This is a genomic window from Samsonia erythrinae (assembly GCF_004342665.1).
GTDB lineage: Bacteria > Pseudomonadota > Gammaproteobacteria > Enterobacterales > Enterobacteriaceae > Samsonia > Samsonia erythrinae.
This window is the reverse complement of sequence record NZ_SMBY01000001.1, coordinates 753251-776947: the sequence shown is the minus strand read 5'-3', so window position 1 is coordinate 776947 and position 23697 is coordinate 753251. Positions and strand designations below refer to the sequence as shown.

Below are 23697 nucleotides of genomic sequence, written 5' to 3'. Positions count from 1 at the left end.
GTATAAATTCACAGGAGTGTAGCTGAATTTATCGGGTTTTGCACCCACACGTTCATCGGGTCTTGATAACCAGACGGTTACTTTGCTTCACCTCTTCCATGACCACATAGGTACGGGTATCGTTGACGCCCGGCAGACGCAACAGCGTTTCGCCCAGCAGCTTACGATAAGCGGACATATCCGGTACACGCGTTTTCAGCAGATAGTCAAAATCCCCTGAAACCAGATGGCACTCCTGGATTTCTTCCAGCTTCTGCACTGCGGAGTTGAACTGTTCAAACACATCGGGCGCCCCGCGGTTTAACGTTATTTCGACAAACACCAGCAACGATGCATCGAGGTAATGCGGGTTCAACAGTGCGGTATAGCCATTAATGAACCCTTGTCTTTCCAGACGACGCACACGCTCCAGACAAGGCGTCGGCGACAGCCCGACCCGTTTGGAAAGCTCTACATTGGAAATACGCCCATCTTTTTGCAATTCATTCAGGATGTTACGATCAATACGATCGAGATCTTTTCCTGGCCGTTTTTTAATGTCCACCATTATTATTGTCTCTCTTCACTTTTCCCTGCACCCGCTTACTCTGATAGACCCCATGTATCAGAGTTACCCTTAAAGAAGACACACTGCACATTTTGTATATCAAAAGTCATTCCTTCTCGTTCCTACCGGTATCGCCCAAAATTTTATTGACCATTGAAGACAATAACGCCATATCCGTGGTCCAAAGACCGACCGACCAGGAACGAAAGAATAAAAGCCGAGCTTTCAACTGTTCACATACAAAAAATTTCCTCTTACCCGTATGTTTTCGCAAATGCACAGCCGATTGTCAAAGCAAAACAACGAAAACCAGAAGAAACTGCCAGATTGGATTAGGCAGAAGATTCTCCTGAACCCATCTCAGTCATTTTACTTATAAATGTGGCTGATCTTTCAGCGATTAATCCCCGCCATCACAATGAGCAATTGCACAAATAGCCAACACCTTTGCTACATGCTTTTTTTACTCCGGCAATTTCCTTACAATCGTTTGCATTGTCTGTCGTAGAAATGGTTTGTCGTCGCGACGCTCCGTAGTGGAAATTGTCCGCCGTCATGACATGAAATGAGGAACGCATGAGCACCGTTAAACATCACAAGTTATTGATTCTGGGTTCAGGCCCTGCTGGCTATACTGCCGCAGTTTATGCTGCGCGGGCGAATTTACAGCCGGTACTGATCACCGGGATGGAAAAAGGTGGTCAGTTGACGACCACAACCGAAGTGGAAAACTGGCCTGGCGATGCCGATGATTTAACCGGTCCGCTGTTGATGGAGCGCATGCACGCCCATGCCGCCAAATTCAATACCGAAATCATTTTCGATCATATTCAGCGCGTTGATTTGCAAAACCGTCCATTTCGTTTATTCGGCGATAGCGACGAGTACACCTGCGACGCTCTGATTATCGCCACAGGCGCATCGGCTCGCTATCTTGGCCTGCCGTCAGAAGAAGCGTTTAAAGGCAAAGGGGTTTCTGCCTGTGCAACCTGCGATGGTTTTTTCTATCGCAATCAAAAAGTGGCCGTGGTTGGCGGTGGGAATACCGCCGTGGAAGAGGCGCTGTACTTGTCCAACATCGCTGCGGAAGTGCATTTAATTCACCGCCGCGATACCTTCCGCTCAGAGAAAATTCTGATCGACCGACTGATGGACAAAGTCAAAAACGGCAACATTATCTTGCACACCAACCGCACATTGGACGAAGTGCTGGGGGATGACATGGGTGTGACGGGCGTGCGTCTGCGCGATACCCAGAGTGATGCGACCGAAGAGTTTGAACTGGCCGGCGTCTTTATCGCCATCGGTCACAGCCCGAACACGGCCGTATTTGGCGACCAACTGGCGTTGGAAAATGGTTATATCAAGGTACAATCCGGAATTCATGGTAATGCGACGCAAACCAGCATCCCCGGCGTTTTTGCCGCCGGCGACGTGATGGACCATATCTACCGTCAGGCGATTACTTCCGCCGGAACGGGGTGTATGGCTGCGTTGGATGCCGAGCGCTATCTGGACGGCCTGGCGACCTCGTAATGCTTTATTCACGGAGTGGCTAACGCCGCTCCGTTTTCCCCTGCCGCTACACAAAAATTGATCGTCCCACTGATTTCTCCTCTCCTTTTCACTTGCAGTACGCTTCTGTCGCGGTAACATGGCTGCATTCTGCCTAAGGGAAGATAATTTTGTTAACTAACAGTTATATAAACGTAATCTTCCATTAAACCTATTTCTGCGACATAAATGGCCACCCGATGAAAAAAAACCGACAACAAGAACTCGCCGCCTGGCTGAAACAGCAGAGTAAGCTGGCGCAGCGTTGGCTACGGCTTTCACTGTTGCTCGGTTTCCTGAGTGGTCTGTTCATTGTGGCGCAGGCATGGCTGTTAGCCACCTTGCTTCACGCCCTGATCGTCGACCATACGCCGCGGGAATCCCTACTTCCGCAGTTTCTGCTGCTTGTCGCCACGTTTATTCTGCGGGCATTCAATAGCCTGTTGCGTGAACGCGTCGGGTTTCGCTGTGGACAAGCTGTTCGACAGCAAATTCGCAAACTGGTGCTGGATAAATTACAGCAGCTCGGGCCCGCCTGGATCCAGGGGAAACCCGCCGGTAGTTGGGCGACAATGATTCTTGAGCAGGTCGAAGACATGCAGGATTACTACTCTCGCTACCTGCCGCAAATGTATCTTGCGGCGCTCATTCCATTGCTGATTCTGATCTCGATTTTCCCGATTAACTGGGCGGCAGGACTGATTCTGTTCCTGACCGCGCCGCTGATCCCACTCTTTATGGCGCTGGTCGGTATGGGCGCGGCAGATGCCAACCGGCGCAACTTTCTGGCGCTGGCACGCCTGAGCGGACACTTTCTCGACCGTCTGCGCGGGCTGGAGACCTTGCGTCTGTTTCATCGCGGCCAGGCTGAAGTCTCTCAGATCCACAAGGCTTCCGAGGCGTTCCGCAGCCGGACCATGGAAGTCCTGCGCATGGCTTTCCTCTCTTCCGGCGTCCTTGAATTCTTCGCGTCAATTTCAATCGCCGTGGTCGCCGTTTACTTCGGTTTTTCCTATCTTGGCGAGCTGGATTTTGGTCATTATGATATGGGCGTAACGCTCTTCGCCGGTTTTCTTGTCCTGATTCTGGCGCCGGAATTCTTTCAGCCGTTACGCGATCTGGGCACTTTTTATCATGCCAAAGCGCAAGCCATCGGTGCGGCGGAATCGCTGGTGAATTTTCTGACCGAGGAAGGCGAAAGCGTTGGCTTGGGCACGCGTGAATTCCAGAGTGACACTGCGATTACGATCCGGGCGGAAGATCTGGTGGTTCTCGCACCGAATGGCACGCCGCTGACGCAGCCGCTAACGTTTGAGGTCCGCGCCGGTGAACGCATCGCGCTGGTTGGCCTCAGCGGCGCAGGGAAAAGCTCTCTTCTTAATACGCTGCTGGGTTTCCTGCCCTACCGTGGTTCGCTAACCGTCAACGGCCAGGAGCTCAATACGCTATCGCCCGAATCCTGGCGTAACCAGCTGAGCTGGGTCGGTCAGAACCCCCATTTACCGGAACAAACGCTACGCAGCAATATACTGCTTGGCAACCCGCAGGCCAGCCCGATGGAATTGCAACGGGCGATTGAGCGCGCCTATGTACACGAATTTCTGCCACAGTTGCCGCAAGGACTGGAGACGACGATCGGCGACGGCGCCGCCCGTTTATCCGTCGGGCAGGCACAGCGCGTTGCCGTTGCCCGGGCGCTGATCCATCCTTGCCGCCTGCTGCTGCTGGATGAACCGTCCGCCAGTCTGGATGCCCATAGCGAAGAGCGCGTCATGAGCGCACTGAACGAAGCCGCCCGCCACCAGACAACGCTACTGGTTACACACCAGCTAACCGACCTCGCCGACTATGATGCTATCTGGGTAATGGAGGGAGGACAGTTAGTTCAACAGGGCGATGACCAAACACTCCGCGCGGCAACCGGTCCTTTTGCCGCGCTGCTGGCACAACGACAGGGGGCGCTATGATGAAGGTGCTAAAACCGTTTCTGGCGCTCTATCGCCAGCATTTCTGGCGCTTAAGTCTAGGCATTGTCCTTGCTATCGCTACGTTATTGTCCAGCATCGGTCTGCTCGCCCTGTCCGGATGGTTCCTGGCCGGTGCGGCGCTGGCCGGTCTGGTCGGTCTACTGACGTTCAACTATATGCTGCCGGCTGCGGGCGTCCGGGGGGCAGCCATCGCCCGTACCGCCGGACGTTATGGAGAAAGACTCGTCAGCCACGATGCGACGTTTCGCGTTCTGCAACGCCTGCGCGTTTTTACTTTTTCGCGCATTTTGCCGCTCTCTCCCGGCGGATTGGCGCAGTTCCGACAGGCTGAACTCCTCAATCGGCTCGTCGCGGATGTTGACACGCTCGATCATCTCTATTTACGTGTTATCTCGCCGATGGTCAGCGCACTCGCCGTCATTCTTATCGTTTGCTATGGCCTGAGTTTTATCGATGCCTCGCTGGCCCTGACGCTTTGCGTCATCATGCTACTGTTGCTGCTGTGCCTGCCGGTTCTCTTCTATCGTGCCGGCAGCGGCATCGGACAGGATTTGACCGCGCTGCGTGCGCAATATCGTCTTCAACTGACCACCTGGCTACAAGGGCAGGCGGAATTAACCGTTTTTGGCGCGCTGGCGCGTTTCCGTCAGCAATTGGCGCTGGTGGAAATCAACTGGCTGCTGCGTCAACGGCAGCAGGCTAATCTGACAGGCCTGTCTCAGGCCGTGATGATTCTCTCCACTGGACTGACGGTTAGCCTGATCCTGTGGTTAGCAGCGGATGGCGTTGGCGGCAATCCCCAGCCAGGGGCGCTGATCGCGCTGTTCGTCTTCGCTGCGCTTGCCGCGTTTGAAGCGCTGGCGCCGGTTACCGTAGCCTTCCAGCATATGGGACATGTGATTGCTTCCGCGGCCCGCGTCGATCAAATCCTTCGTCAGCCCGTCGAGGTGACTTTTCCGGAGCATGGCCCCTCCCCCACGCCCAACGCTTCACTTGAGTTGTCGGATGTCAGTTTTACCTATCCCGGCCAGCCACAGCCCGTGCTGAAAAATATTTCGCTATCCGTTAAACCAGGAGAGCATCTGGCGCTGTTGGGGCGTACCGGGTGTGGTAAATCGACGCTATTACAGTTGCTGACCCGCGCATGGAATTATGAACAGGGTGAGATTACCCTCAACGGCCATCCCCTGCGCGACTGGCGGGAAGAAGACCTGCGCGCCATGATGAGCGTAGTGCCGCAGCGCGTTCATATTTTCAGCGCCACGCTGCGCGATAATCTGCTGTTGGCGGCCCCACACGTACAGGATGAAAAGCTGACGGAGATTTTGCAGCAGGTCGGGTTGGAAAAACTGCTGGAAAATGAGGGATTGAACGCATGGCTGGGAGAAGGCGGGCGCCAACTCTCCGGCGGCGAACAGCGCCGTATCGCGCTGGCGCGCGCTTTATTGCATGACGCCCCACTCGTTCTGTTGGATGAGCCCACGGAAGGGTTAGATGCGGAAACCGAAAAACGCATTCTGCAACGGCTGCGTCAACACTGTGCCGACAAGACGTTGATTGTCATTACTCATCGACTCTACGGGTTAGACGCGCTGGACCGGATCTGTATCATGGACGACGGACAGGTGATCGAACAGGGCAGCCATGAAACGCTAATGGCACTGCAAGGGCGTTACTGGCAATTCCGCCAGCATCTTTCGTGAATACGCTGGGAAATAACCTTTAACAAGATGAATCTCTATCAACTATCCTCGCAATCGCTTCAGTTTCCCGACCCCAGCCTGGCGCTGGATGAACCCAATGGCCTGCTGGCCATTGGCGGCGATCTTGCGGTGGACAGATTAAATATCGCTTATCGGCAGGGCATTTTCCCCTGGTTTTCTCCCGGCGAACCGATCTTATGGTGGTCCCCCAACCCACGTGCGGTGCTGTTTCCCGACGCGCTCCACCTCAGCCGTAGTATGAAAAAGTTTCTGAAACGTCACCCTTTTCAGGCGACGTTGAACCAGGTATTCGATGATGTCATTCATGCCTGCGCTCACGAACACCATGACGGAACCTGGATTACCGCCGACATTATTTCAGCCTATCGCCAGCTTCATCGGGCTGGAAAAGCCCATTCTGTCGAAGTCTGGCAGGACGGGACGCTGGTTGGCGGGCTCTATGGCGTTGAACAAGGGAGCATATTTTGTGGAGAATCCATGTTCAGCCGCGCAGATAACGCGTCGAAATACGCGTTGCTGGTATTTCAACAGCACTTCACTCGCCACGGGGGTAAGCTGATTGATTGTCAGGTCATTAACGCTCATACTGCGTCACTCGGCGTCTGTGAGATTCCGCGAGAGCACTTCCTGCAACAGCTTGCTCAGTACCGTGATATTCCCGCCGCTGAGGGGTGCTGGCTGCCGCAACCCCTCCCCGCGCCCACGCTATAAAGAGATAAAACCGGGTAAATAGCGCCTCAAACGTGAACGCTTCTTTACATAATGGCGGTTTTTCGGCATTATCTTGCGGTTAAAAAATAAAGGTAGTTAGACCTAGAGGATTCGATGGCCAAAGAAGACAATATTGAAATGCAAGGCACCGTGCTTGATACGCTGCCCAACACCATGTTCCGCGTTGAATTGGAAAACGGGCACGTGGTTACCGCTCATATCTCCGGTAAAATGCGTAAAAACTATATCCGCATCCTGACGGGCGACAAAGTCACTGTAGAGTTGACCCCGTACGACCTGAGTAAAGGCCGCATTGTCTTCCGCAGCCGTTAAGCGGTTCGCTCCTCGCTGAAAACAGCGATAAATGAGGGTGTTACTCCTTCCCAGCCCTTTCCTGCATGGTAAGGGCTTTTGTTTTTTGGCGTGCGCCAAAATGTAAAAAAGGGATGCCTCAGCATCCCTTTTAGATAACAACGACGATATCGATTAATTAACGCTTTCCGTTTTACGCTTCTGCGCGCTCTTAAAGCCATACGTCAGCTGTTGCGTCTCTTTATCCAGTTCCACCGTGACAGAACCGCCATCCACCAGCGAACCAAACAGCAGCTCGTTAGCCAGCGGTTTCTTGAGGTTCTCCTGCATCACCCGCGCCATGGGTCTGGCTCCCATCGCTTTATCATAGCCTTTTTCCGCCAGCCAGTTACGCGCTTCGTCACTGACTTCCAGCGACACGCCTTTCGCGTCCAACTGTGCCTGAAGCTCCACGATAAACTTATCGACAACCTGCTGAATCACGTCGGTCGACAGGTGATTGAACCAGATGATCCCATCCAGACGGTTACGGAATTCCGGCGTAAACACCTTCTTGATCTCTTCCATCGCATCGCTGCTGTTGTCCTGATGGATGATACCGATGGATTTACGCTGTGTTTCCCGCACGCCGGCATTGGTCGTCATAACGACAATGACGTTGCGGAAATCCGCTTTACGGCCATTGTTGTCGGTGAGCGTGCCGTTATCCATCACCTGCAACAGCAGGTTAAAGACATCCGGATGCGCTTTTTCAATCTCATCCAGCAGCAACACCGCATGGGGATGCTTAATAACGGCATCAGTCAGCAGGCCCCCCTGATCGTAACCGACGTAGCCGGGAGGCGCGCCAATCAGGCGGCTTACCGTGTGGCGCTCCATGTATTCAGACATATCAAAACGCAGCAGTTCAATATCCAGCGCTTTTGCCAACTGTAGCGTGACTTCCGTCTTACCCACGCCGGTAGGGCCGGCAAACAGGAAGGAACCGACCGGCTTGCGCTCCTGACCCAACCCCGCACGGCTCATCTTGATGGATTCAGACAGCGCTTCAATGGCTTTATCCTGCCCGAATACCAGCATTTTCAGACGATCGCTGAGGTTTTTCAGCACATCCCGATCGCTGGCGGAGACGGTTTTTTCTGGAATACGGGCAATACGCGCCACAACCGATTCGATGTCGTTCACGTTGACGGTTTTCTTGCGTTTGCTGACCGGCACCAAACGGCTACGCGCGCCCGCTTCATCAATCACATCAATAGCTTTATCCGGCAGATGGCGATCGTTGATGTATTTCACCGACAATTCTACCGCCGCACGAATAGCTTTCGAGGTATAGCGAACATCATGGTGAGCCTCGTACTTCGGCTTCAGACCATTAATAATTTGTACGGTTTCATCCACGCTCGGCTCAGTAATATCAATCTTCTGGAAGCGACGCGCCAGCGCCCGATCCTTTTCAAAGATATTGCTGAATTCCTGATAGGTCGTTGAACCAATAACGCGGATCTTGCCGCTGGAAAGCAGCGGTTTAATCAGGTTGGCCGCGTCGACCTGACCACCGGACGCCGCGCCAGCGCCGATAATCGTGTGAATTTCATCAATAAACAGAATGCTGTTTTTATCCTGCTCCAACTGCTTCAACAGCGCCTTGAAACGCTTTTCAAAGTCGCCGCGGTATTTGGTGCCAGCCAAGAGCGCACCGATATCCAGCGAATACAGCGTGCATTCCGCCATGACTTCCGGTACGTCCCCTTGCACAATACGCCAGGCCAACCCTTCCGCAATCGCCGTTTTACCCACGCCGGATTCGCCGACCAGCAGCGGGTTATTTTTACGGCGGCGGCATAACACCTGAATCGTGCGCTCCAGTTCTTTATCGCGGCCAATGAGCGGATCAATGCCCCCGACACGAGCCAACTGATTGAGATTGGTGGTGAAGTTTTCCATACGATCTTCCCCTCCAGTCTGTTCTTCACTGGCGGGGCTTTCAGGATTCGATGACTGAGAAGGCTCTTCTTTGCGCGTGCCGTGAGAGATAAAGTTCACGACGTCCAGACGGCTGACATCATGCTTGCGCAGCAGGTAGGCCGCCTGAGATTCCTGTTCGCTGAAAATCGCGACCAGAACGTTCGCGCCAGAGACCTCGCTACGGCCTGAGGATTGCACATGGAAGACCGCACGTTGCAATACGCGCTGGAAGCTAAGCGTCGGCTGCGTTTCCCGTTCGTCATCGCCCTGCGGCAAGGTAGGCGTAGTTTGTTCAATGAACGCTTCCAATTCCTGACGCAAGGCGGCTAAATCTACCGTACAGGCTTCCAATGCTTCACGTGCGGCCGGATTACTGAGCAGCGCCAACAGCAGGTGCTCCACGGTCATAAACTCATGTCGGTGCTCACGCGCTCTGGCGAAAGCCATGTTGAGACTGAGTTCCAGTTCTTGATTGAGCATAGGCACCTCTCCCAATAAATCGCCTGACTTCAGGCTTTTTCCAGCGTACAGAGCAGCGGGTGCTCGTTTTCTCTGGCATAACGATTAACTTGTACGACTTTGGTCTCAGCCACTTCCGCACTGAATACGCCACAAATCGCTTTTCCCTGATAATGCACGGTTAGCATAAGCTGCGTGGCGCGTTCAATATCATAAGAAAAGAACTTTTGCAGAACGTCAATAACAAATTCCATCGGGGTGTAATCATCGTTATTCAACACCACGTTATACATCGATGGCGGCTGCAATTTCTCTTTCTGTCGATCGGCGGCCAGGCTTTCCGATTGTGACCACGTACTGTTGTTTCCCATTCTCTATCCACATCATTTACGAATACCGCGCTTCCCGATATCCGTCTGTTTATCCCCAAGAGATCTCACGCGGCAGGAAACCTGCGGATGCAACGTGAAAAATGACGGGCAACCCTGCATTTACAGTAGCACGTCCGCTTTTTATTTTACCACTCAGTAACTGAAATGGTTCCCGGAACGCAAAATTCAAGACCTGTGCCCGATATCTTGGTGGCGCAATGCGCGCCCGGGTTCACCAATAGCGTTATCTGCATCAAACTTTGACAAACTCCCCCTCTTGCCGCGTGGCGGATCGCTTGACGCCGGGATCGATTTCACTAAAGTATACGAGTGAATTGGTGGAGTTTTAATCAATTCACGTAGTAACCAAATAACCACACCTTACTAAAAAGACTACTCTTGCGAAGGATGTCAATGCATGGAGACAGGTACTGTTAAATGGTTCAATAATGCCAAAGGGTTTGGTTTTATCTGTCCTGAAGGCGGAGGGGAGGATATTTTCGCCCACTACTCAACGATTCAGATGGATGGCTACCGAACGCTGAAAGCCGGACAGGTTGTCAGGTTTGATGTTCATCAAGGGCCGAAGGGCAATCATGCCTGCCTGATCGTCCCGCAGAGCGGCGAAGCCCTATCCTGACCTTCTTCTATTTCCTACATTGCGATTCAAAAAACCGGTAAACACTAAGACAATGTAAAAATGCCGTTCCGTCAACGAACGGCATTTTCATTTCCGGCGGCAATGAATCCCTGCACCTTCCCCGTCAGATTGCCTCGCTGCTAATCCGCCCGTCCGCGCGCCAGCCACAGTACGCGGGAAAACATGCCGCGAATGAGCGGCGGGATGGCATCGTTGCCCAACGTCGCGGCTTCCATCGCGACTTCAATGGCCAAATCGGGCTTGGATGAACGATGGATAGCTTTGAGAATCACTTTATGCATCGATAGCGGCACTTTTTCCGGTAGCTGTGCGATGCGATGGTAGACGTGGCTGAATCCGGTGCGATACATGTAGTGCTCCATATCGGATGCCGGCAGGACGGTCAGATGATCGCGTTCGCGCTCTCCCTGCTCGTCTAACTGGCTCCTCGCCGTGGCGGCATATTTTTTCCCCGCGTCATCGCCATCCACCAGTACGTGCCACTCAATCCCCATACGCCGCGCGAATTTCAGCAAGGGTCGCAGGCCAGACTGGGCAAACTCAATCACCTTCACGCCTTCAGCCTCGAAATGATGGCCGCATTGACGCGCCAGTTCATTCAGCATCCAGACTTCGGTTTCCCCCTCCACCAGCAGCCAACAGCGGGCAAAGAGTGACGCAGGCCGATTCAGACGAATGTGAAAACCGATACGTCGGCTGTCTTCCGCATTCATGCCCTGACGACCAATCCGATACGTCGCCACCCGTGAGGACTCCCGTACCAGACGGCACACTTGCTCCATCGGCACCAGCGACAATAGCTCCCCGGAGTTGGTTGTCGTCACTTTCTGGAGCGGTAGCTGCATCAGCAGCCCCCAGGCAACCGACAGCATGATCGGATGCAGCCGGGTTTCCGGATCTTCAATAAGTAATAGCGGGCGCGCATGCGGATCCAACGTAACCGATCCTTTCGCCTGCAACAGCGTGGAAAACAGCCCCAGCAAGATAATTCGACGACTGCGGCTATTTGGATCGGCAATCAGGCGATTGATGTTATCCAACGATCGCCATGACTTACCGTTGTGCGTCCTCGCATGGCGATGGTGATGCCGCTCGTTCCCCGTGGCATTCTGCTCGGAAAAGTAGTGTTCCAGCAGTTGTCTCATCGCGATCAGCCCTTGACGCAGCTCTTTATCCGTCAGTTTCTGCGGATTTTGCGCCAGCTCGCGAACAAGCTGTTCAAACTGCTGAGCCAGCTTTTCATTGCTGTTATCTAACGTGGCCGACAGCGTTCCGGCGCGCAGGCGACGCATAAAGCGCGCATCACGCAAACGCAGCACCGGGTGCAGGCGCACCACCTCTCTGGCCAGCGCGTCAATATTCTCCAGCGGCAGCGGGTGACCTTCCGCGTCCAGAAAGCTACGCCAGGTGAACACCGACTGGCTTTCGTCCACTTCCCCTTCCAGCCGATAAAAAATGCGGCTTAGCGACGTCTCGTCTTTCACCCAAACCGGGCCGAGCGATCGATAACGCGGGGACAGATGGTGCCCCGGTGCCGTCTCGCAAAACGTGAAGATGATCTGAAGATGTCTTTCCCGGCTATTTTCATCGCCGGGCGTAAAATAAAAATCCTGCATATCAAAGTGATAAAGCGGTAGCGTGGGGGCAAGCAGTAACGAGAATGCATCGAGCAGGCTCGATTTCCCCCAGGCGTTCTCGCCAATGAGTACGTTGTTTTCATCCAGCGTCAACGACAAACGATTGATTCCGCGAAATCCCAGGATTTCGACACTCTCCAGACGCATCCTTTTCTCCTATCGTTGCGGTCTGCGGGTCACCAGACACCGTCGAGTCGCCCCGCATAACGGTGCATGACTCACGACGATAACGTATTTTTAATCGATGATTCTTTTTCTTCCCCCATCATCGCCGATGAACCTCACGATACGATCAACTTGCGGCGTGCGTTTTTTGCCCGCCTGAGGCTAGTTATAGTGGAAACAAAGAAGAAAAACTTCATTGACCGACGGCAATACACCTAGAATACGGACGACAGCAGTTATTCTCACGTAAGGACACCCATTCTGTGATGTATTCAGGATTATTCATTATTTTATTCCCCCTCATCATTGGCTATCTGGTGCCGCTGCGTGGCAAAAAAGCATTACAGCGGATTAACCACATGCTGAATGGGATGGTATACGTCATCCTGTTTTTAATGGGGATAAGCCTGGCTTTTTTAGACGATCTTAGCAGTAATTTGTTACTGATTTTTCGCTATACCGCCGTATTTACTCTCTGCATCATCGCGGCCAACGCCTTCGCCCTGTGGCTATGGGAAAAGCGCAGCCCCTGGCGCAGTGCGTATAAAGAAACGATGCCGCTTTCCCGGTTCCGCATGATCCTCGAATCGCTCAAGCTCTGCGGCGTGGTCCTCGGCGGTTTTTTACTGGGATTAACGCAGTGGCCGGGGTTTACTTACGCCAGCCAAGGCAGCGAATACGCGCTGCTCTTTCTATTATTTCTGGTCGGTGTCCAGCTACGCAACAGCGGTATGACGCTACGCCAGATCGTCCTCTCTCCTCGCGGTCTGCTGATTGCGACCATTGTCGGCATGAGCGCGCTCGGCGGCGGCCTGCTTGCCGCATGGATTCTGGAACTACCGCTGAAAACCGGACTGGCGATGGCATCCGGCTATGGCTGGTATTCGCTGTCCGGCATCCTGCTGACCGATGCGCTTGGGCCCGTTCTCGGCAGCGCGGCATTTTTCAACGATCTGATGCGTGAACTCCTGGCGATTATGCTGATCCCGGCGCTGGCACAACGTCATCGCTCGTGCGCACTGGGTCTTTGCGGCGCGACATCAATGGATTTCACCCTGCCGGTCTTGCAGCGCAGTGCCGGTGTCGATATGGTGCCTGCGGCAATTGTGCATGGTTTTCTCTTAAGCCTCGCCGCCCCCGTTCTGATGGCATTATTTACTTCATAAATGTACGGCCCCGTCTTTTTTCTCCTTAATTTATGGGCAGTGATTGAGAGTGATTTTCATTGCCCATCACCAAAATTGCGCTAAATCAAATTTACCTAATGTTGCACTAAAAAAGCCTTTTTACCTGCCTCGGCTGACACTATGCTTAAAACAAGCATTTTAAATGCAACTTAAAAAAAGGAACGTGATTATGTTTTGTGTGCAATGTGAACAGACGATTCGTACCCCTGCCGGAAACGGCTGCGCTTACGCGCAAGGCATGTGCGGCAAGACTGCTGAGACGTCCGATCTGCAAGATCTGCTGGTAGCGGTACTGCAAGGACTTTCAGCCTGGGCGCTGAAAGCGCGCGAACTGGATATCATCGATCACGAGATCGACAGCTTCGCGCCACGCGCCTTCTTTTCAACGTTGACCAACGTGAATTTCGATTCTCAACGCATTATTGGTTATGCTCAGGAAGCCATTACGCTGCGTGATTCGCTGGCGGTTCGCTGCCGTCTGCAGGATGCGGCAGCCAGCGTGGATCATCCCATGGCGGCCTTACAACTGGCTGGCAACGATATTCCTACGTTATTACAACAGGCGGCGGAATTTGCGCTGGATAACGACAAAACCCTCGTCGGCGATGATATCCACGGTTTGCGTATGCTCTGCCTTTACGGCCTGAAAGGGGCGGCGGCTTATATGGAGCACGCGCACGTTCTCGGCCAGTATGATGATGCGATTTATGCTGAATATCACGCGTTCATGGCATGGCTGGGCACGCAGCCATCCGATGTGGATACCCTGCTCAACAACGCCATGGGCATCGGCAAAATGAATTTCAACGTCATGGCGATCCTCGACCGTGGCGAAACCGACGCATACGGCAACCCGCAGCCGACAACGGTTAACGTCCGCCCTGTCGCCGGGAAGGCGATTCTGATTTCCGGCCACGATCTAAAAGACCTGCGCCTGCTGCTGGAGCAAACCGAAGGCACCGGCGTCAATGTCTATACGCACGGCGAGATGCTGCCGGCACACGGTTATCCGGAACTGGGAAAATTCAAACATCTGGTCGGTAACTACGGCAGCGGCTGGCAGAACCAGCAGACCGAATTCGCCAAGTTCCCCGGCCCCGTCGTCATGACGTCCAACTGCATCATCGATCCCAACGTCGGTAACTACGGCGATCGCATCTGGACGCGCAGCATTGTGGGCTGGCCGGGCGTCAACCATCTGGAAGGCGACGATTTCACTCCGGTTATCGAACAGGCGCAGCGTTTGGCCGGTTTCCCGTACAGCGAAATCGAGCACACGATCACCGTCGGTTTTGGCCGGGAAACCCTGCTGAGCGCCGCCGATACCGTGATCGATCTGGTCGCACAGCAGAAACTGCGCCATGTCTTCCTGGTTGGCGGCTGCGACGGTAGCCGTGAAGAACGTAGCTACTTCACCGACTTCGCGTTGAATGTGCCGCAAGACTGCCTGATCATGACGCTGGCATGCGGTAAATACCGTTTTAACAAGCTGGACTTCGGGACGCTGGAAGGCCTGCCGCGTCTGCTGGATGTCGGTCAGTGTAATGACGCTTATTCCGCCATTATTCTGGCCGTCAAGCTGGCGGAAAAACTCGGTTGTGGCGTGAACGATCTGCCGCTCAGTCTGGTGCTCTCCTGGTTTGAACAAAAAGCGATCGTCATCCTGCTCACCCTGCTGTCACTTGGCGTGAAAAATATCTACACCGGGCCAACCGCGCCGGGCTTCCTGACGGATAACCTGCTCGCCATTCTGAATGAGAAATTCGGCTTACGGTCAATTACAACCGTTGAACAGGATATGAACACCATTCTGGCCGCTTGATGAATGAAGGCGGACGACGGAACGCGTTCCTCGTCACACGGTGAGGGTATCGCCACCGATGCCCTCGCCAGTGCCCTGCGCCAGGGCACGTGCTTTACGCGTTTTGTCGAATCCGTTTGTTATGGAGATCTGCTATGACTATGCCAGTACCTCAAACTGGGCCTACACCACTTTGCCCTAATCGCATGCAGGTACACTCGATTACTCAGGAAACGCCGGATGTCTGGACGATTTCACTGATTAACCATGATTTTTATCCGTATCAACCGGGGCAGTATGCGTTAGTCAGCATTGCGAACAGCGCGGAGACGCTACGGGCTTATACGCTCTCGTCCTCACCGGGACTCAGCCGTTTTATTACCTTAACGGTAAGAAGACTGGACGACGGTATCGGCTCCCGCTGGCTGACGCAAACGCTGAAAGTCGGCGACCACCTGTGGCTGTCGGACGCACAGGGCGAATTTACCTGCGCCAACGCGGTCAGCAACCGTTATCTGATGGCCGCGGCAGGCTGCGGCGTCACGCCCATTATGTCAATGTGCCGCTGGCTGCTGGCAAACAACGCCCAAAACGATATCCACGTTATTTTCAACGTGCGCAACCCGCAACAGGTGATCTTCGCCGGCGAATGGCAGGAACTGGCGCAGCGCTACCCACAGCAACTGCATCTGACATTCATAGCGGAGTTTGACGCCACGCCCGCATTCTTTGCCGGACGTATCAGCCGCGATCTGCTCATCGAACGCGTGCCCGATATCGCCAGCCGCACGGTAATGACCTGCGGCCCCGCGCCGTACATGAACCAGATTGCAACGCTGAGCCAACAGCTTGGCGTTGCCTCTGACCGTATCTTTAAAGAGCAGTTCCGCCCGATGGACGACGCGCCGGATGAGGATGTCGACCAGCTCACGCTGACCATCAGCCGTCCGCTGAAAAATCTGCGCGTGCCGGTGGGGAGCAGCCTGCTGGCGGCACTGGAAGCCAATAAGGTGCCGGTTCTCGCCGCCTGCCGCTCTGGCGTTTGCGGGAGCTGTAAAACCCGCGTGCTCTCCGGCCATTACACCACCAGTAGTACCATGACGCTAACACCAGCGGAAATTGAAGAAGGCTATGTTTTGGCCTGTAGTTGCCAGTTACAAGGCGATACCGTTCTGGCCTGATACGCCTGCGTTTTACCCCCCTTCTGCCCGGTAGCGCGGCTATCGGGCAGTTAGGTTGGTATGAATTGACACGCGCTTTTCATCGCTTTTAGCCATTTCCCCGCTATAGTAAGCCATGGTTATTTTTTGCTGTGGAGCCGCTGGCGCATGACATCCCCTTCCGCCCCCATCCTGATTCTGGGCGCAACTGGCTATATTGGCCGTCATTTGACCGAGAGATTAAGTCAACAAGGCAACCGGATCATCGCCGCGGGTCGGCACATCGAGTCTCTCGCCTCCCGGCATTGGCCCGGCGTCGAATGCCAGCAGGTTGACCTCACGCAGCCGGAAAGCCTGCCTGATGGCCTGTGGGGAGCAGAAACGCTCTACTATTTGGTACACAGTATGGGGGATGGAGCCGATTTTGTGGCCAGAGAACGTATGGCCGCCATGAATCTGCTGCTGGCGCTGGCAACAAGCCGCGTAAAACAGATTATCTATCTGGGAGCGCTTCAGGCGAAAGAGGACACCTCGCCACATATGCTGGCGCGTCAGATCACCGGCGAGGTATTACGCAGCAGTGGCATTCCCGTGACGGAACTGCGCGCGGGGATTATTATCGGTGCCGGTTCGGCCGCATTCGAGATCATGCGCGATATGGTCTATAACTTGCCCGTGCTAACGCCCCCGCGCTGGGTGCGATCCCGATCATCGCCGATTGCGCTGGAGAACCTACTGGTCTACCTCATCGACATCGCACAGCATCCCGCAACGGAAAACCGCATTATGGATGCCGCCGGGCCGGAGTACATCAGCTACCAGACCATGTTCGAGCGGTTCATCCATATCAGCGGGAAACGCCGGCTGCTCATCCCTGTCCCCATGCCGACGCATCTTGCGTCTGTCTGGTTTTTGCATCTTGTAACGTCGGTCTCCCCTTCCATCGCCCGCGCCTTGATTCAGGGGCTAAAACACGACTTACAGGCCGATGGCCGCGCACTACAGGCGCTGATCCCTCAACGACTGATTAGCTTTGATGAAGCCGTTCGCCTCACGCTGCAAAGTGAAATGGAGAGCGTCCAGCAGGCGGACTGGGGCGATGACACGGAAGTCCGCGCGCGCTGGAAGCCGGAATACGGTTTTTACCCGAAGCAAGCGGGGCATACGCTGAAGACCACTGCGTCAAGTCAGGCGCTCTGGCAAGTGATTCAACAGGTTGGCGGTAAAGAAGGCTATTTTTACGCCAATACGCTATGGAATATTCGCGCCCGGCTGGACGACCTCTGCGGCAACGGCGTCACTTATGGTCGGCCCGATCGGCCGACGCTGGAAATTGGCGACCGGATTGACGGCTGGAAGGTGATTTCAATTAAACCACAGCGCCAATTGGTGCTACTGTTCGGCATGAAAGCGCCGGGATTGGGAAAGCTCAATTTCACCATTACCGACCAGGGCGATCACCGAACCCTGGATGTCCGCGCACGCTGGCACCCCGCCGGGTTCAACGGGCTGGTTTACTGGTTTTTAATGATGCCCGCTCATCTTTTTATCTTCCGCGGCATGGCGGCGCGTATTGCAACACTGGCGGAGCAGGAAACAGCTTAGCGGCTGCCGTACTTCTCCAGTAGCGCATCAGCAATCGCCTCGCTCTGCGCATCGGGAAAGCCCTGATAATTCGCCGGGCGGAAATGCATCTGGAAGGCGGCAATGACCTGCCGCTTCTCCCGCGTCGTCATCGCGTCCTGTACCGGATAGCCGTACCGCGCCAGCTTTTCCAGCAGCATGGTTTCATCCACCGGTTGCGTCGGTTGTCGTCCGTTGAGATAAAACGTAACGCGATGCGCATCCGGCCAGGCGCCAATCCCAGCCTGTGCCAGCGTCTGCCACGGGAACAGCGGGCCAGGATCCTGCTTACGCAGTGGCGCAACATCGCTGTGTGCCAGAACATTCTGCGGAGCAATCTGATAGCGCCCAACCACATTACGGGCGATCATCGTCAGTAATTCTATTTGCGCCGCAGGGAACGGCGCCCAACGATAGCCCGTTAGCGTGCGCCGATACCCCGCGTTTTCAAGTTCAATGCCAATCGAAGTGCCGTTTAACTGGCTAAAGCCGCGCCAGCGACTGTCGCCAGCGTGCCAGGCGGTTTGCGACTCCGGCACCAGTTGCCAGGCGAGCGGCTTCCCTTTATTTAATGGCGGATGAGCCGGAATAAGGTAATGGGCGCTGACGTGCTCATCGGTTAAGATATTTAACGAAGAGGTAAAATCTGCCGCGGTATAGTGAACGATCAGAAAACGGATCCGAGGCGCCTGCGCCCGTGACGCCAACGCGGTCTCCAACACATAGTCATGCTGCGCCTGCAATGACGGCGACGACTGGCAGCCTGACAACAGCGCCAAAACCATGCAGACTGCCCATTTCAGCATCACGCCTCCAATGCGCATTCAGATCCGTTATTTCGGTGTGTCATCGTATCTATCAACGGCGTGTTTTCACCGCGGTTCCACTGACCGTCACCATCAGCATGCTGCTATCTTTCCCAACGGTTTCGTAATCGATATCAATCCCCACGACCGCGTTTGCGCCGAGCTCTTCAGCCTGTTCCTGTAACTCTTTGAACGCGATTTGTCGCGCTTTGCGCAGCTCTTTCTCATAGGCGCCGGAGCGACCACCGACGACATCACGGATACCGGCAAAAAAATCACGGAAGATGTTGGCCCCCAGAATGGCCTCACCGGTCACAACGCCGCAATATTCCGTAATGGCGTACCCTTCCAGATTTGGTGTAGTGGATAATTGCATCCCTCTCTCCTGTGCTGTTTATTGACGCAAAATGGACATTGCGTCGTCGCCTGTTAAAAGTAAGCGATAGTGTGATAACAAATCAATTCCCGGCGAATATTCGCCTCCGCGGAGCCGTTTATGGCGTAAGGCGCATACAGCCGTACCGCAGTCCAGACCGCTCACCGTCAGACGCTGAATGCCCCTCATGCGGGAGCGAGAGAACCGTGCGTCAGGCCGTAATTCGTTATTTCGTGCTATTATTTAAGCAATAAATCGCTTATTGGCAAATTTTAACCCACGGTGATTGCATAACTATTCTGCCGACGTTAACATTTGCCGCATCAATGTCTATTCAATTCTTACGCATGAGTATTCAACTTAACGGCATTAACTGTTTCTACGGCACCTATCAGGCACTCTTTGATGTCACCCTCGATTGCCCTGCGGGCGAAACGCTGGTTCTGCTCGGTCCCAGCGGCGCGGGAAAAAGCTCGCTGATTCGCGTGCTTAACCTGCTGGAAATGCCGCGTTCCGGTCAGCTTTCCATCGCCGGCAATCAGTTTGATTTTCAACATGTGCCCTCTGACAGCGCGATCCGTGAGTTGCGTCAGAATGTCGGCATGGTGTTTCAGCAATACAATTTGTGGCCGCATCTGACCGTGGTGCAAAATCTCATCGAAGCCCCCTGCCGTGTGCTGGGACTGAGTAAAGAGGTCGCCAGAGCAAGGGCGGACAAGCTGCTGTCGCGTCTGCGCCTGAATGATTTTGCCCATCGCTTCCCTCTGCATTTATCTGGCGGGCAGCAACAGCGCGTCGCCATTGCCCGCGCGCTGATGATGGAGCCGCAGGTTTTACTGTTTGATGAACCGACCGCCGCGCTGGATCCAGAAATCACCGCGCAGGTCGTCAATATCATCCGGGAATTGTCGCAAACTGGCATTACTCAGGTGATCGTCACCCATGAAGTCGAATTTGCCCGCAAAACGGCCAGCCGGGTGGTTTATATGGAAAACGGCCGCATCGTTGAACAAGGGGACGCGACGCACTTTACTCATCCGCAGACCCCTGAATTCACTGGTTATTTATCACATTGATTACTATCAGGAAAATGACAATGAAAAAATTGATCGTTGCTGCCTTATTCGCCGCCAGCGCCGCCTCTGCCAACGCCGCAGAGACTATCCGTTTCGCGACCGAAGCTTCCTACCCGCCGTTCGAATTTGTCGATGCCAATAACCAGATTCAGGGATTTGATATCGATCTGGCCAATGCTTTATGCAAAGAAATGCAGGCAAACTGCACGTTCAGCAATCAGGCTTTCGACAGTCTGATCCCCGGTCTGAAATTCCGTCGTTTCGAAGCGATCATCGCGGGAATGGATATTACGCCTGAACGTCAGCAACAGGTGTCATTCACTCAGCCTTACTATGACAACTCCGCTCAGTTTATTGCCCAGAAAGGGAAAGTAGCCGATATCGCCGCGCTGACAGGAAAACGTGTCGGCGTACAGAACGGTACCACCCATCAGAAGTACCTGATGGAAAAACATAGCGATATCAAAACCGTGCCTTATGACAGCTACCCGAATGCGGTGCTGGATCTGAAAAATGGCCGTCTGGATGCCGTTTTCGGTGATACCGCCGTGGTCAACGAATGGCTGAAACAAAACGATACGCTGACAACCGTTGGTCAGAACGTGACGGATAAAGGTTACTTCGGCATCGGTTTAGGGATTGCCGTTCGGCAGAACAATGACGAGCTGTTGAAAAAATTCAACGACGCGCTCAATAAAATCAAACAGGATGGGACTTATGAGACCATCTACAAAAAATGGTTCCAGCAATAATCTGACGCTAAATGATTGAACTTCAACCTCTTGCAAGCGCCGCCGGGATGACCGTCGGCCTTGCTGTTTGTGCGCTGCTGCTTGGGCTGGCGCTGGCGATGTTATTCGCCGTTTGGGAAACTGTCCGCTGGAAAGCCGTTAGCTGGACGGGCACCGCACTGGTGACAATATTGCGCGGCCTGCCGGAAATTCTGGTCGTGCTGTTTATCTATTTTGGTTCTTCTCAACTGCTGATGATGCTGGCAGATGGTTTTACGCTGGATCTCTTCATTGTGCAGATCCCGGTCAAACTGGATATCGGCATGTTTGAAGTCAGCCCGTTCCTGTGTGGCGTCATCGCGCTGGCGCTGCTCTACGCAGCCTACGCGTCCCAAACGTTACGCGGCGCGCTGAAGGCTGTGCCTCAAGGACAATGGGAATCAGGGCAGGCGCTGGGACTCCGTCAATCCGCAATCTTCTTCCGCCTGATCATACCGCAGATGTGGCGTCACGCCTTGCCGGGGCTGGGCAATCAGTGGCTGGTGCTGCTGAAGGACACCGCGCTGGTATCGCTGATTAGCGTTAACGACCTCATGCTACAAACCAAAAGCATCGCCACGCGGACACAGGAACCCTTTACCTGGTACGTCATTGCCGCGGCCATTTATCTGGTGATCACGCTGTTAAGTCAATATGTGCTGAAACGCATTGAACTGCGCACCACGCGTTTTGAGCGGAGGCCTTCCTGATGCTCGCTTATTTACCTGAGCTATTAAAAGGCCTGCATACCAGCCTGACACTGACCGCGGTCTCCATCGTCGTCGCGCTGGCGCTGTCGCTGCTGCTGACCGTCGTACTGACGCTCAAAACGCCTGTCGTATCGATGCTGGCGAAGGGCTATATCACGCTGTTTACCGGCACGCCGCTGCTGGTACAAATCTTCCTGATTTACTATGGCCCCGGTCAGTTTACCTCGATCCAGCAGATCCCCTGGCTGTGGGATCTGCTCTCGCAGCCATGGCTATGCGCCATGGTCGCGCTGGCGCTCAACAGCGCGGCCTATACGACACAACTGTTTTACGGCGCGGTAAAAGCGATTCCCGCCGGCCAGTGGCAATCCTGTGCCGCACTGGGCATGAACCAGCGGCAAACATTGCGTATTTTACTGCCGTTCGCGTTTAAACGTGCGCTCTCTTCTTATTCAAACGAAGTGGTGCTGGTGTTTAAGAGTACCTCACTGGCTTACACCATCACGCTGATGGAAGTCATGGGCTACAGCCAACTGATGTACGGCAGAACCTACGATGTGATGGTGTTTGGCGCGGCAGGAATTATCTACTTGTGTGTCAATGGGTTACTGACGCTGTTAATGCGCTGGGTTGAAAGCCGATCGTTGATATTCGAACGTCGTCACTGATCCTTCAGGCGCTTATCCATGTAAAAGCAGGTTTTCCAGCCTGCTTTTTTATTACCCGCCAGGGTAATAAAAAAACAGCAAATCGAATAACAAATCATTTTTATTGCATATAAATTCAATAACTGACATAGTAATCACATTCCGCCGGAATCCTTCCGCGCAGTAATATCCCAATCATTCGGGTTTCATGACAAAGCGTGAAGTGTCGGACGGCAAGTCGGGACATATATCGCTGTGTTGCGTCGCCAGCTAACGCGCATACAACCTGAAATATGACGGCATATCCCAATAAAAAAACAGACAGGAGCAGGTCCATGAAAAAGTTAGTGCTCGCCACATTACTGGCAGGATTCGCCTTTAGCGCCGCCGCCGCAGACACCATCCGTTTTGCGTCATCAGCTACCTACCCGCCTTTTGAATCACTGGATGCCAACAACGAAATCGTGGGTTTCGATATGGATCTGGCGAAAGCCTTGTGTCAGCAAATGCAGGCGACCTGCACCTTTACCAATCAGGCGTTTGACAGCCTGATTCCGGCGCTGAAATTCCGCCGCTATGACGCGGTGATTTCCGGCATGGATATTACGCCCGAGCGCAGCAAGCAGGTGGCGTTCACCCAGCCCTACTACGCCAACTCCGCCGTGGTTATCGCACAAAAAGGGAAATTCAGCGACTTTGCCGCGATGAAAGGGAAACGTATCGGGATGGAAAACGGCACCACGCACCAAAAATACATGCACGACAAGCATCCTGAGATAAAAACCGTTTCTTATGACAGCTACCAGAATGCCGTACTGGATCTGAAGAATGGCCGTATCGACGGCGTATTCGGTGATACCGCTGTCGTCAACGAATGGATTAAGACGAACCCTGAACTGGCGACGGTTGGTGAACACGTGACTGACGCGGAATACTTCGGCACCGGATTGGGCATCGCCGTTCGCCCTGATAATAAAGCACTGCTGGAAAAATTGAATAACGCGCTGGAGGCGATCAAAGCTGACGGCACTTATAAAACCATCAACGACAAGTGGTTCCCGCAATAAGGTTCCATCTGCGCGGTGTAATATCGTATGAAATCATGCATATAACGCCGCTTTTTGTCGTCCAGGCGTAAAAAATTGCGCTGAGGTGATCGTTACCGTCGAGTGAGCGGCAGGACGCCGCGAAAGACAGTGCCGCTTCGGGAACGCGTCACTGGCGGTTCGAAAAGCGGGAACGATCACCGAAGGCACCGCGCAGCAGCGCAATTCACGCTAAAAGCCAGTGGTCAAGGAGCTGCGGCAATTGAGCGCTTCTTGTCGGACGTGTGATGAAATCATAGAAAAGCACCAGAATTGACACGCCCGAAACGTTCACACTTTCGAACATGGATACAACAACGTAGTAAATTGCCACCAAGATATTTTTTATTACATATAGT

Annotated in this window: 21 protein-coding genes; 15 read left to right on the top strand and 6 right to left on the bottom strand. The window is 53.9% G+C overall.

What is annotated here, in order from left to right; all coding sequences use genetic code 11:
- Positions 1-52: 52 nt before the first annotated feature.
- On the bottom strand, positions 53-547 hold the full coding sequence (gene lrp, locus EDC54_RS03480; RefSeq protein WP_132453225.1) for a leucine-responsive transcriptional regulator Lrp: 495 nt from the start codon (positions 545-547) through the stop codon (positions 53-55).
- 576 nt (positions 548-1123) lie between these two features.
- Between lrp and trxB the strand changes: the two genes are divergently transcribed.
- The 5 genes from trxB (at position 1124) to infA (ending at position 6857) form a co-directional block, all read left to right on the top strand.
- Positions 1124-2083, top strand: coding sequence for a thioredoxin-disulfide reductase (gene trxB, locus EDC54_RS03475; RefSeq protein ID WP_132453223.1), 960 nt, complete (start codon positions 1124-1126; stop codon positions 2081-2083).
- A gap of 218 nt (positions 2084-2301) precedes the next feature.
- Entirely contained in the window at positions 2302-4068 is a 1767-nt protein-coding gene (gene cydD / locus EDC54_RS03470; protein WP_132453221.1) for a heme ABC transporter permease/ATP-binding protein CydD, read from the top strand.
- Positions 4068-5792 carry a heme ABC transporter ATP-binding protein/permease CydC gene (gene cydC, locus EDC54_RS03465; protein ID WP_132453658.1) on the top strand — a complete coding sequence of 575 codons (1725 nt, stop codon included), beginning with the start codon at positions 4068-4070 and terminating at the stop codon, positions 5790-5792. Before cydD ends, cydC begins: the two co-directional genes overlap by 1 nt.
- A 27-nt stretch (positions 5793-5819) precedes the next feature.
- Positions 5820-6524 carry a leucyl/phenylalanyl-tRNA--protein transferase gene (gene aat, locus EDC54_RS03460; RefSeq protein WP_132453219.1) on the top strand — a complete coding sequence of 235 codons (705 nt, stop codon included), beginning with the start codon at positions 5820-5822 and terminating at the stop codon, positions 6522-6524.
- Between the two features lie 114 nt (positions 6525-6638).
- The gene (gene infA, locus EDC54_RS03455) at positions 6639-6857 is read left to right on the top strand and encodes a translation initiation factor IF-1 (protein WP_002211347.1); all 219 of its coding nucleotides are present in this window, start codon (positions 6639-6641) and stop codon (positions 6855-6857) included.
- Between the two features lie 153 nt (positions 6858-7010).
- On the opposite strand, the gene clpA is transcribed toward infA, so the two are convergent.
- Together clpA and clpS are read right to left on the bottom strand one after the other, a co-directional pair.
- Positions 7011-9284 (bottom strand): ATP-dependent Clp protease ATP-binding subunit ClpA, encoded by a 2274-nt coding sequence (gene clpA, locus EDC54_RS03450; RefSeq protein ID WP_132453217.1) that lies wholly within the window; start codon positions 9282-9284, stop codon positions 7011-7013.
- Between the two features lie 29 nt (positions 9285-9313).
- On the bottom strand, positions 9314-9634 hold the full coding sequence (gene clpS, locus EDC54_RS03445) for an ATP-dependent Clp protease adapter ClpS (protein WP_132453215.1): 321 nt from the start codon (positions 9632-9634) through the stop codon (positions 9314-9316).
- A gap of 418 nt (positions 9635-10052) precedes the next feature.
- Here clpS and cspD point away from each other — a divergent pair, with 418 nt between their 5' ends.
- Positions 10053-10274, top strand: coding sequence for a cold shock-like protein CspD (cspD, locus tag EDC54_RS03435; protein ID WP_132453213.1), 222 nt, complete (start codon positions 10053-10055; stop codon positions 10272-10274).
- A gap of 140 nt (positions 10275-10414) precedes the next feature.
- Here the strand turns inward: cspD and EDC54_RS03430 are convergent, their stop codons facing one another.
- Positions 10415-12079: an ATP-dependent endonuclease gene (locus tag EDC54_RS03430; RefSeq protein WP_132453211.1), complete on the bottom strand. Its 1665-nt coding sequence runs from the start codon at positions 12077-12079 to the stop codon at positions 10415-10417.
- Between the two features lie 284 nt (positions 12080-12363).
- Here EDC54_RS03430 and EDC54_RS03425 point away from each other — a divergent pair, with 284 nt between their 5' ends.
- The 4 genes from EDC54_RS03425 to EDC54_RS03410 all read left to right on the top strand — a co-directional run bounded on the left by EDC54_RS03425 (position 12364) and on the right by EDC54_RS03410 (position 17850).
- Complete coding sequence (locus EDC54_RS03425) at positions 12364-13263, top strand: lysine exporter LysO family protein (RefSeq protein ID WP_132453209.1); 900 nt, start codon at positions 12364-12366, stop codon at positions 13261-13263.
- A gap of 190 nt (positions 13264-13453) precedes the next feature.
- Positions 13454-15106, top strand: coding sequence for a hydroxylamine reductase (hcp, locus tag EDC54_RS03420; RefSeq protein WP_132453207.1), 1653 nt, complete (start codon positions 13454-13456; stop codon positions 15104-15106).
- Positions 15107-15240: 134 nt separating this feature from the next.
- On the top strand, positions 15241-16266 hold the full coding sequence (gene hcr / locus EDC54_RS03415) for an NADH oxidoreductase (protein ID WP_132453205.1): 1026 nt from the start codon (positions 15241-15243) through the stop codon (positions 16264-16266).
- A 147-nt stretch (positions 16267-16413) separates the two neighbouring features.
- On the top strand, positions 16414-17850 hold the full coding sequence (locus EDC54_RS03410) for a DUF2867 domain-containing protein (protein ID WP_132453203.1): 1437 nt from the start codon (positions 16414-16416) through the stop codon (positions 17848-17850).
- Here the strand turns inward: EDC54_RS03410 and EDC54_RS03405 are convergent.
- Entirely contained in the window at positions 17847-18674 is an 828-nt protein-coding gene (locus EDC54_RS03405) for an N-acetylmuramoyl-L-alanine amidase (RefSeq protein ID WP_132453201.1), read from the bottom strand. The two genes, EDC54_RS03410 and EDC54_RS03405, sit on opposite strands and share 4 nt — an antisense overlap.
- 52 nt (positions 18675-18726) lie before the next feature.
- A complete protein-coding gene (locus EDC54_RS03400) occupies positions 18727-19050 on the bottom strand; it encodes a heavy metal-binding domain-containing protein (RefSeq protein WP_132453200.1) in 324 nt (107 codons plus the stop codon).
- 347 nt (positions 19051-19397) lie between these two features.
- Between EDC54_RS03400 and artP the strand changes: the two genes are divergently transcribed.
- The 5 genes from artP to EDC54_RS03375 all read left to right on the top strand — a co-directional run bounded on the left by artP (position 19398) and on the right by EDC54_RS03375 (position 23320).
- The gene (artP, locus tag EDC54_RS03395; protein WP_196238431.1) at positions 19398-20126 is read left to right on the top strand and encodes an arginine ABC transporter ATP-binding protein ArtP; all 729 of its coding nucleotides are present in this window, start codon (positions 19398-19400) and stop codon (positions 20124-20126) included.
- 20 nt (positions 20127-20146) lie between these two features.
- A complete protein-coding gene (artJ, locus tag EDC54_RS03390; RefSeq protein ID WP_132453196.1) occupies positions 20147-20878 on the top strand; it encodes an arginine ABC transporter substrate-binding protein in 732 nt (243 codons plus the stop codon).
- An 11-nt stretch (positions 20879-20889) separates the two neighbouring features.
- Positions 20890-21606, top strand: a complete 717-nt coding sequence (artQ, locus tag EDC54_RS03385; protein ID WP_132453194.1) for an arginine ABC transporter permease ArtQ — start codon at positions 20890-20892, stop codon at positions 21604-21606.
- Positions 21606-22274 carry an arginine ABC transporter permease ArtM gene (artM, locus tag EDC54_RS03380; RefSeq protein ID WP_132453192.1) on the top strand — a complete coding sequence of 223 codons (669 nt, stop codon included), beginning with the start codon at positions 21606-21608 and terminating at the stop codon, positions 22272-22274. Before artQ ends, artM begins: the two co-directional genes overlap by 1 nt.
- A gap of 314 nt (positions 22275-22588) precedes the next feature.
- Complete coding sequence (locus tag EDC54_RS03375) at positions 22589-23320, top strand: arginine ABC transporter substrate-binding protein (protein ID WP_132453190.1); 732 nt, start codon at positions 22589-22591, stop codon at positions 23318-23320.
- Positions 23321-23697 lie beyond the last annotated feature (377 nt).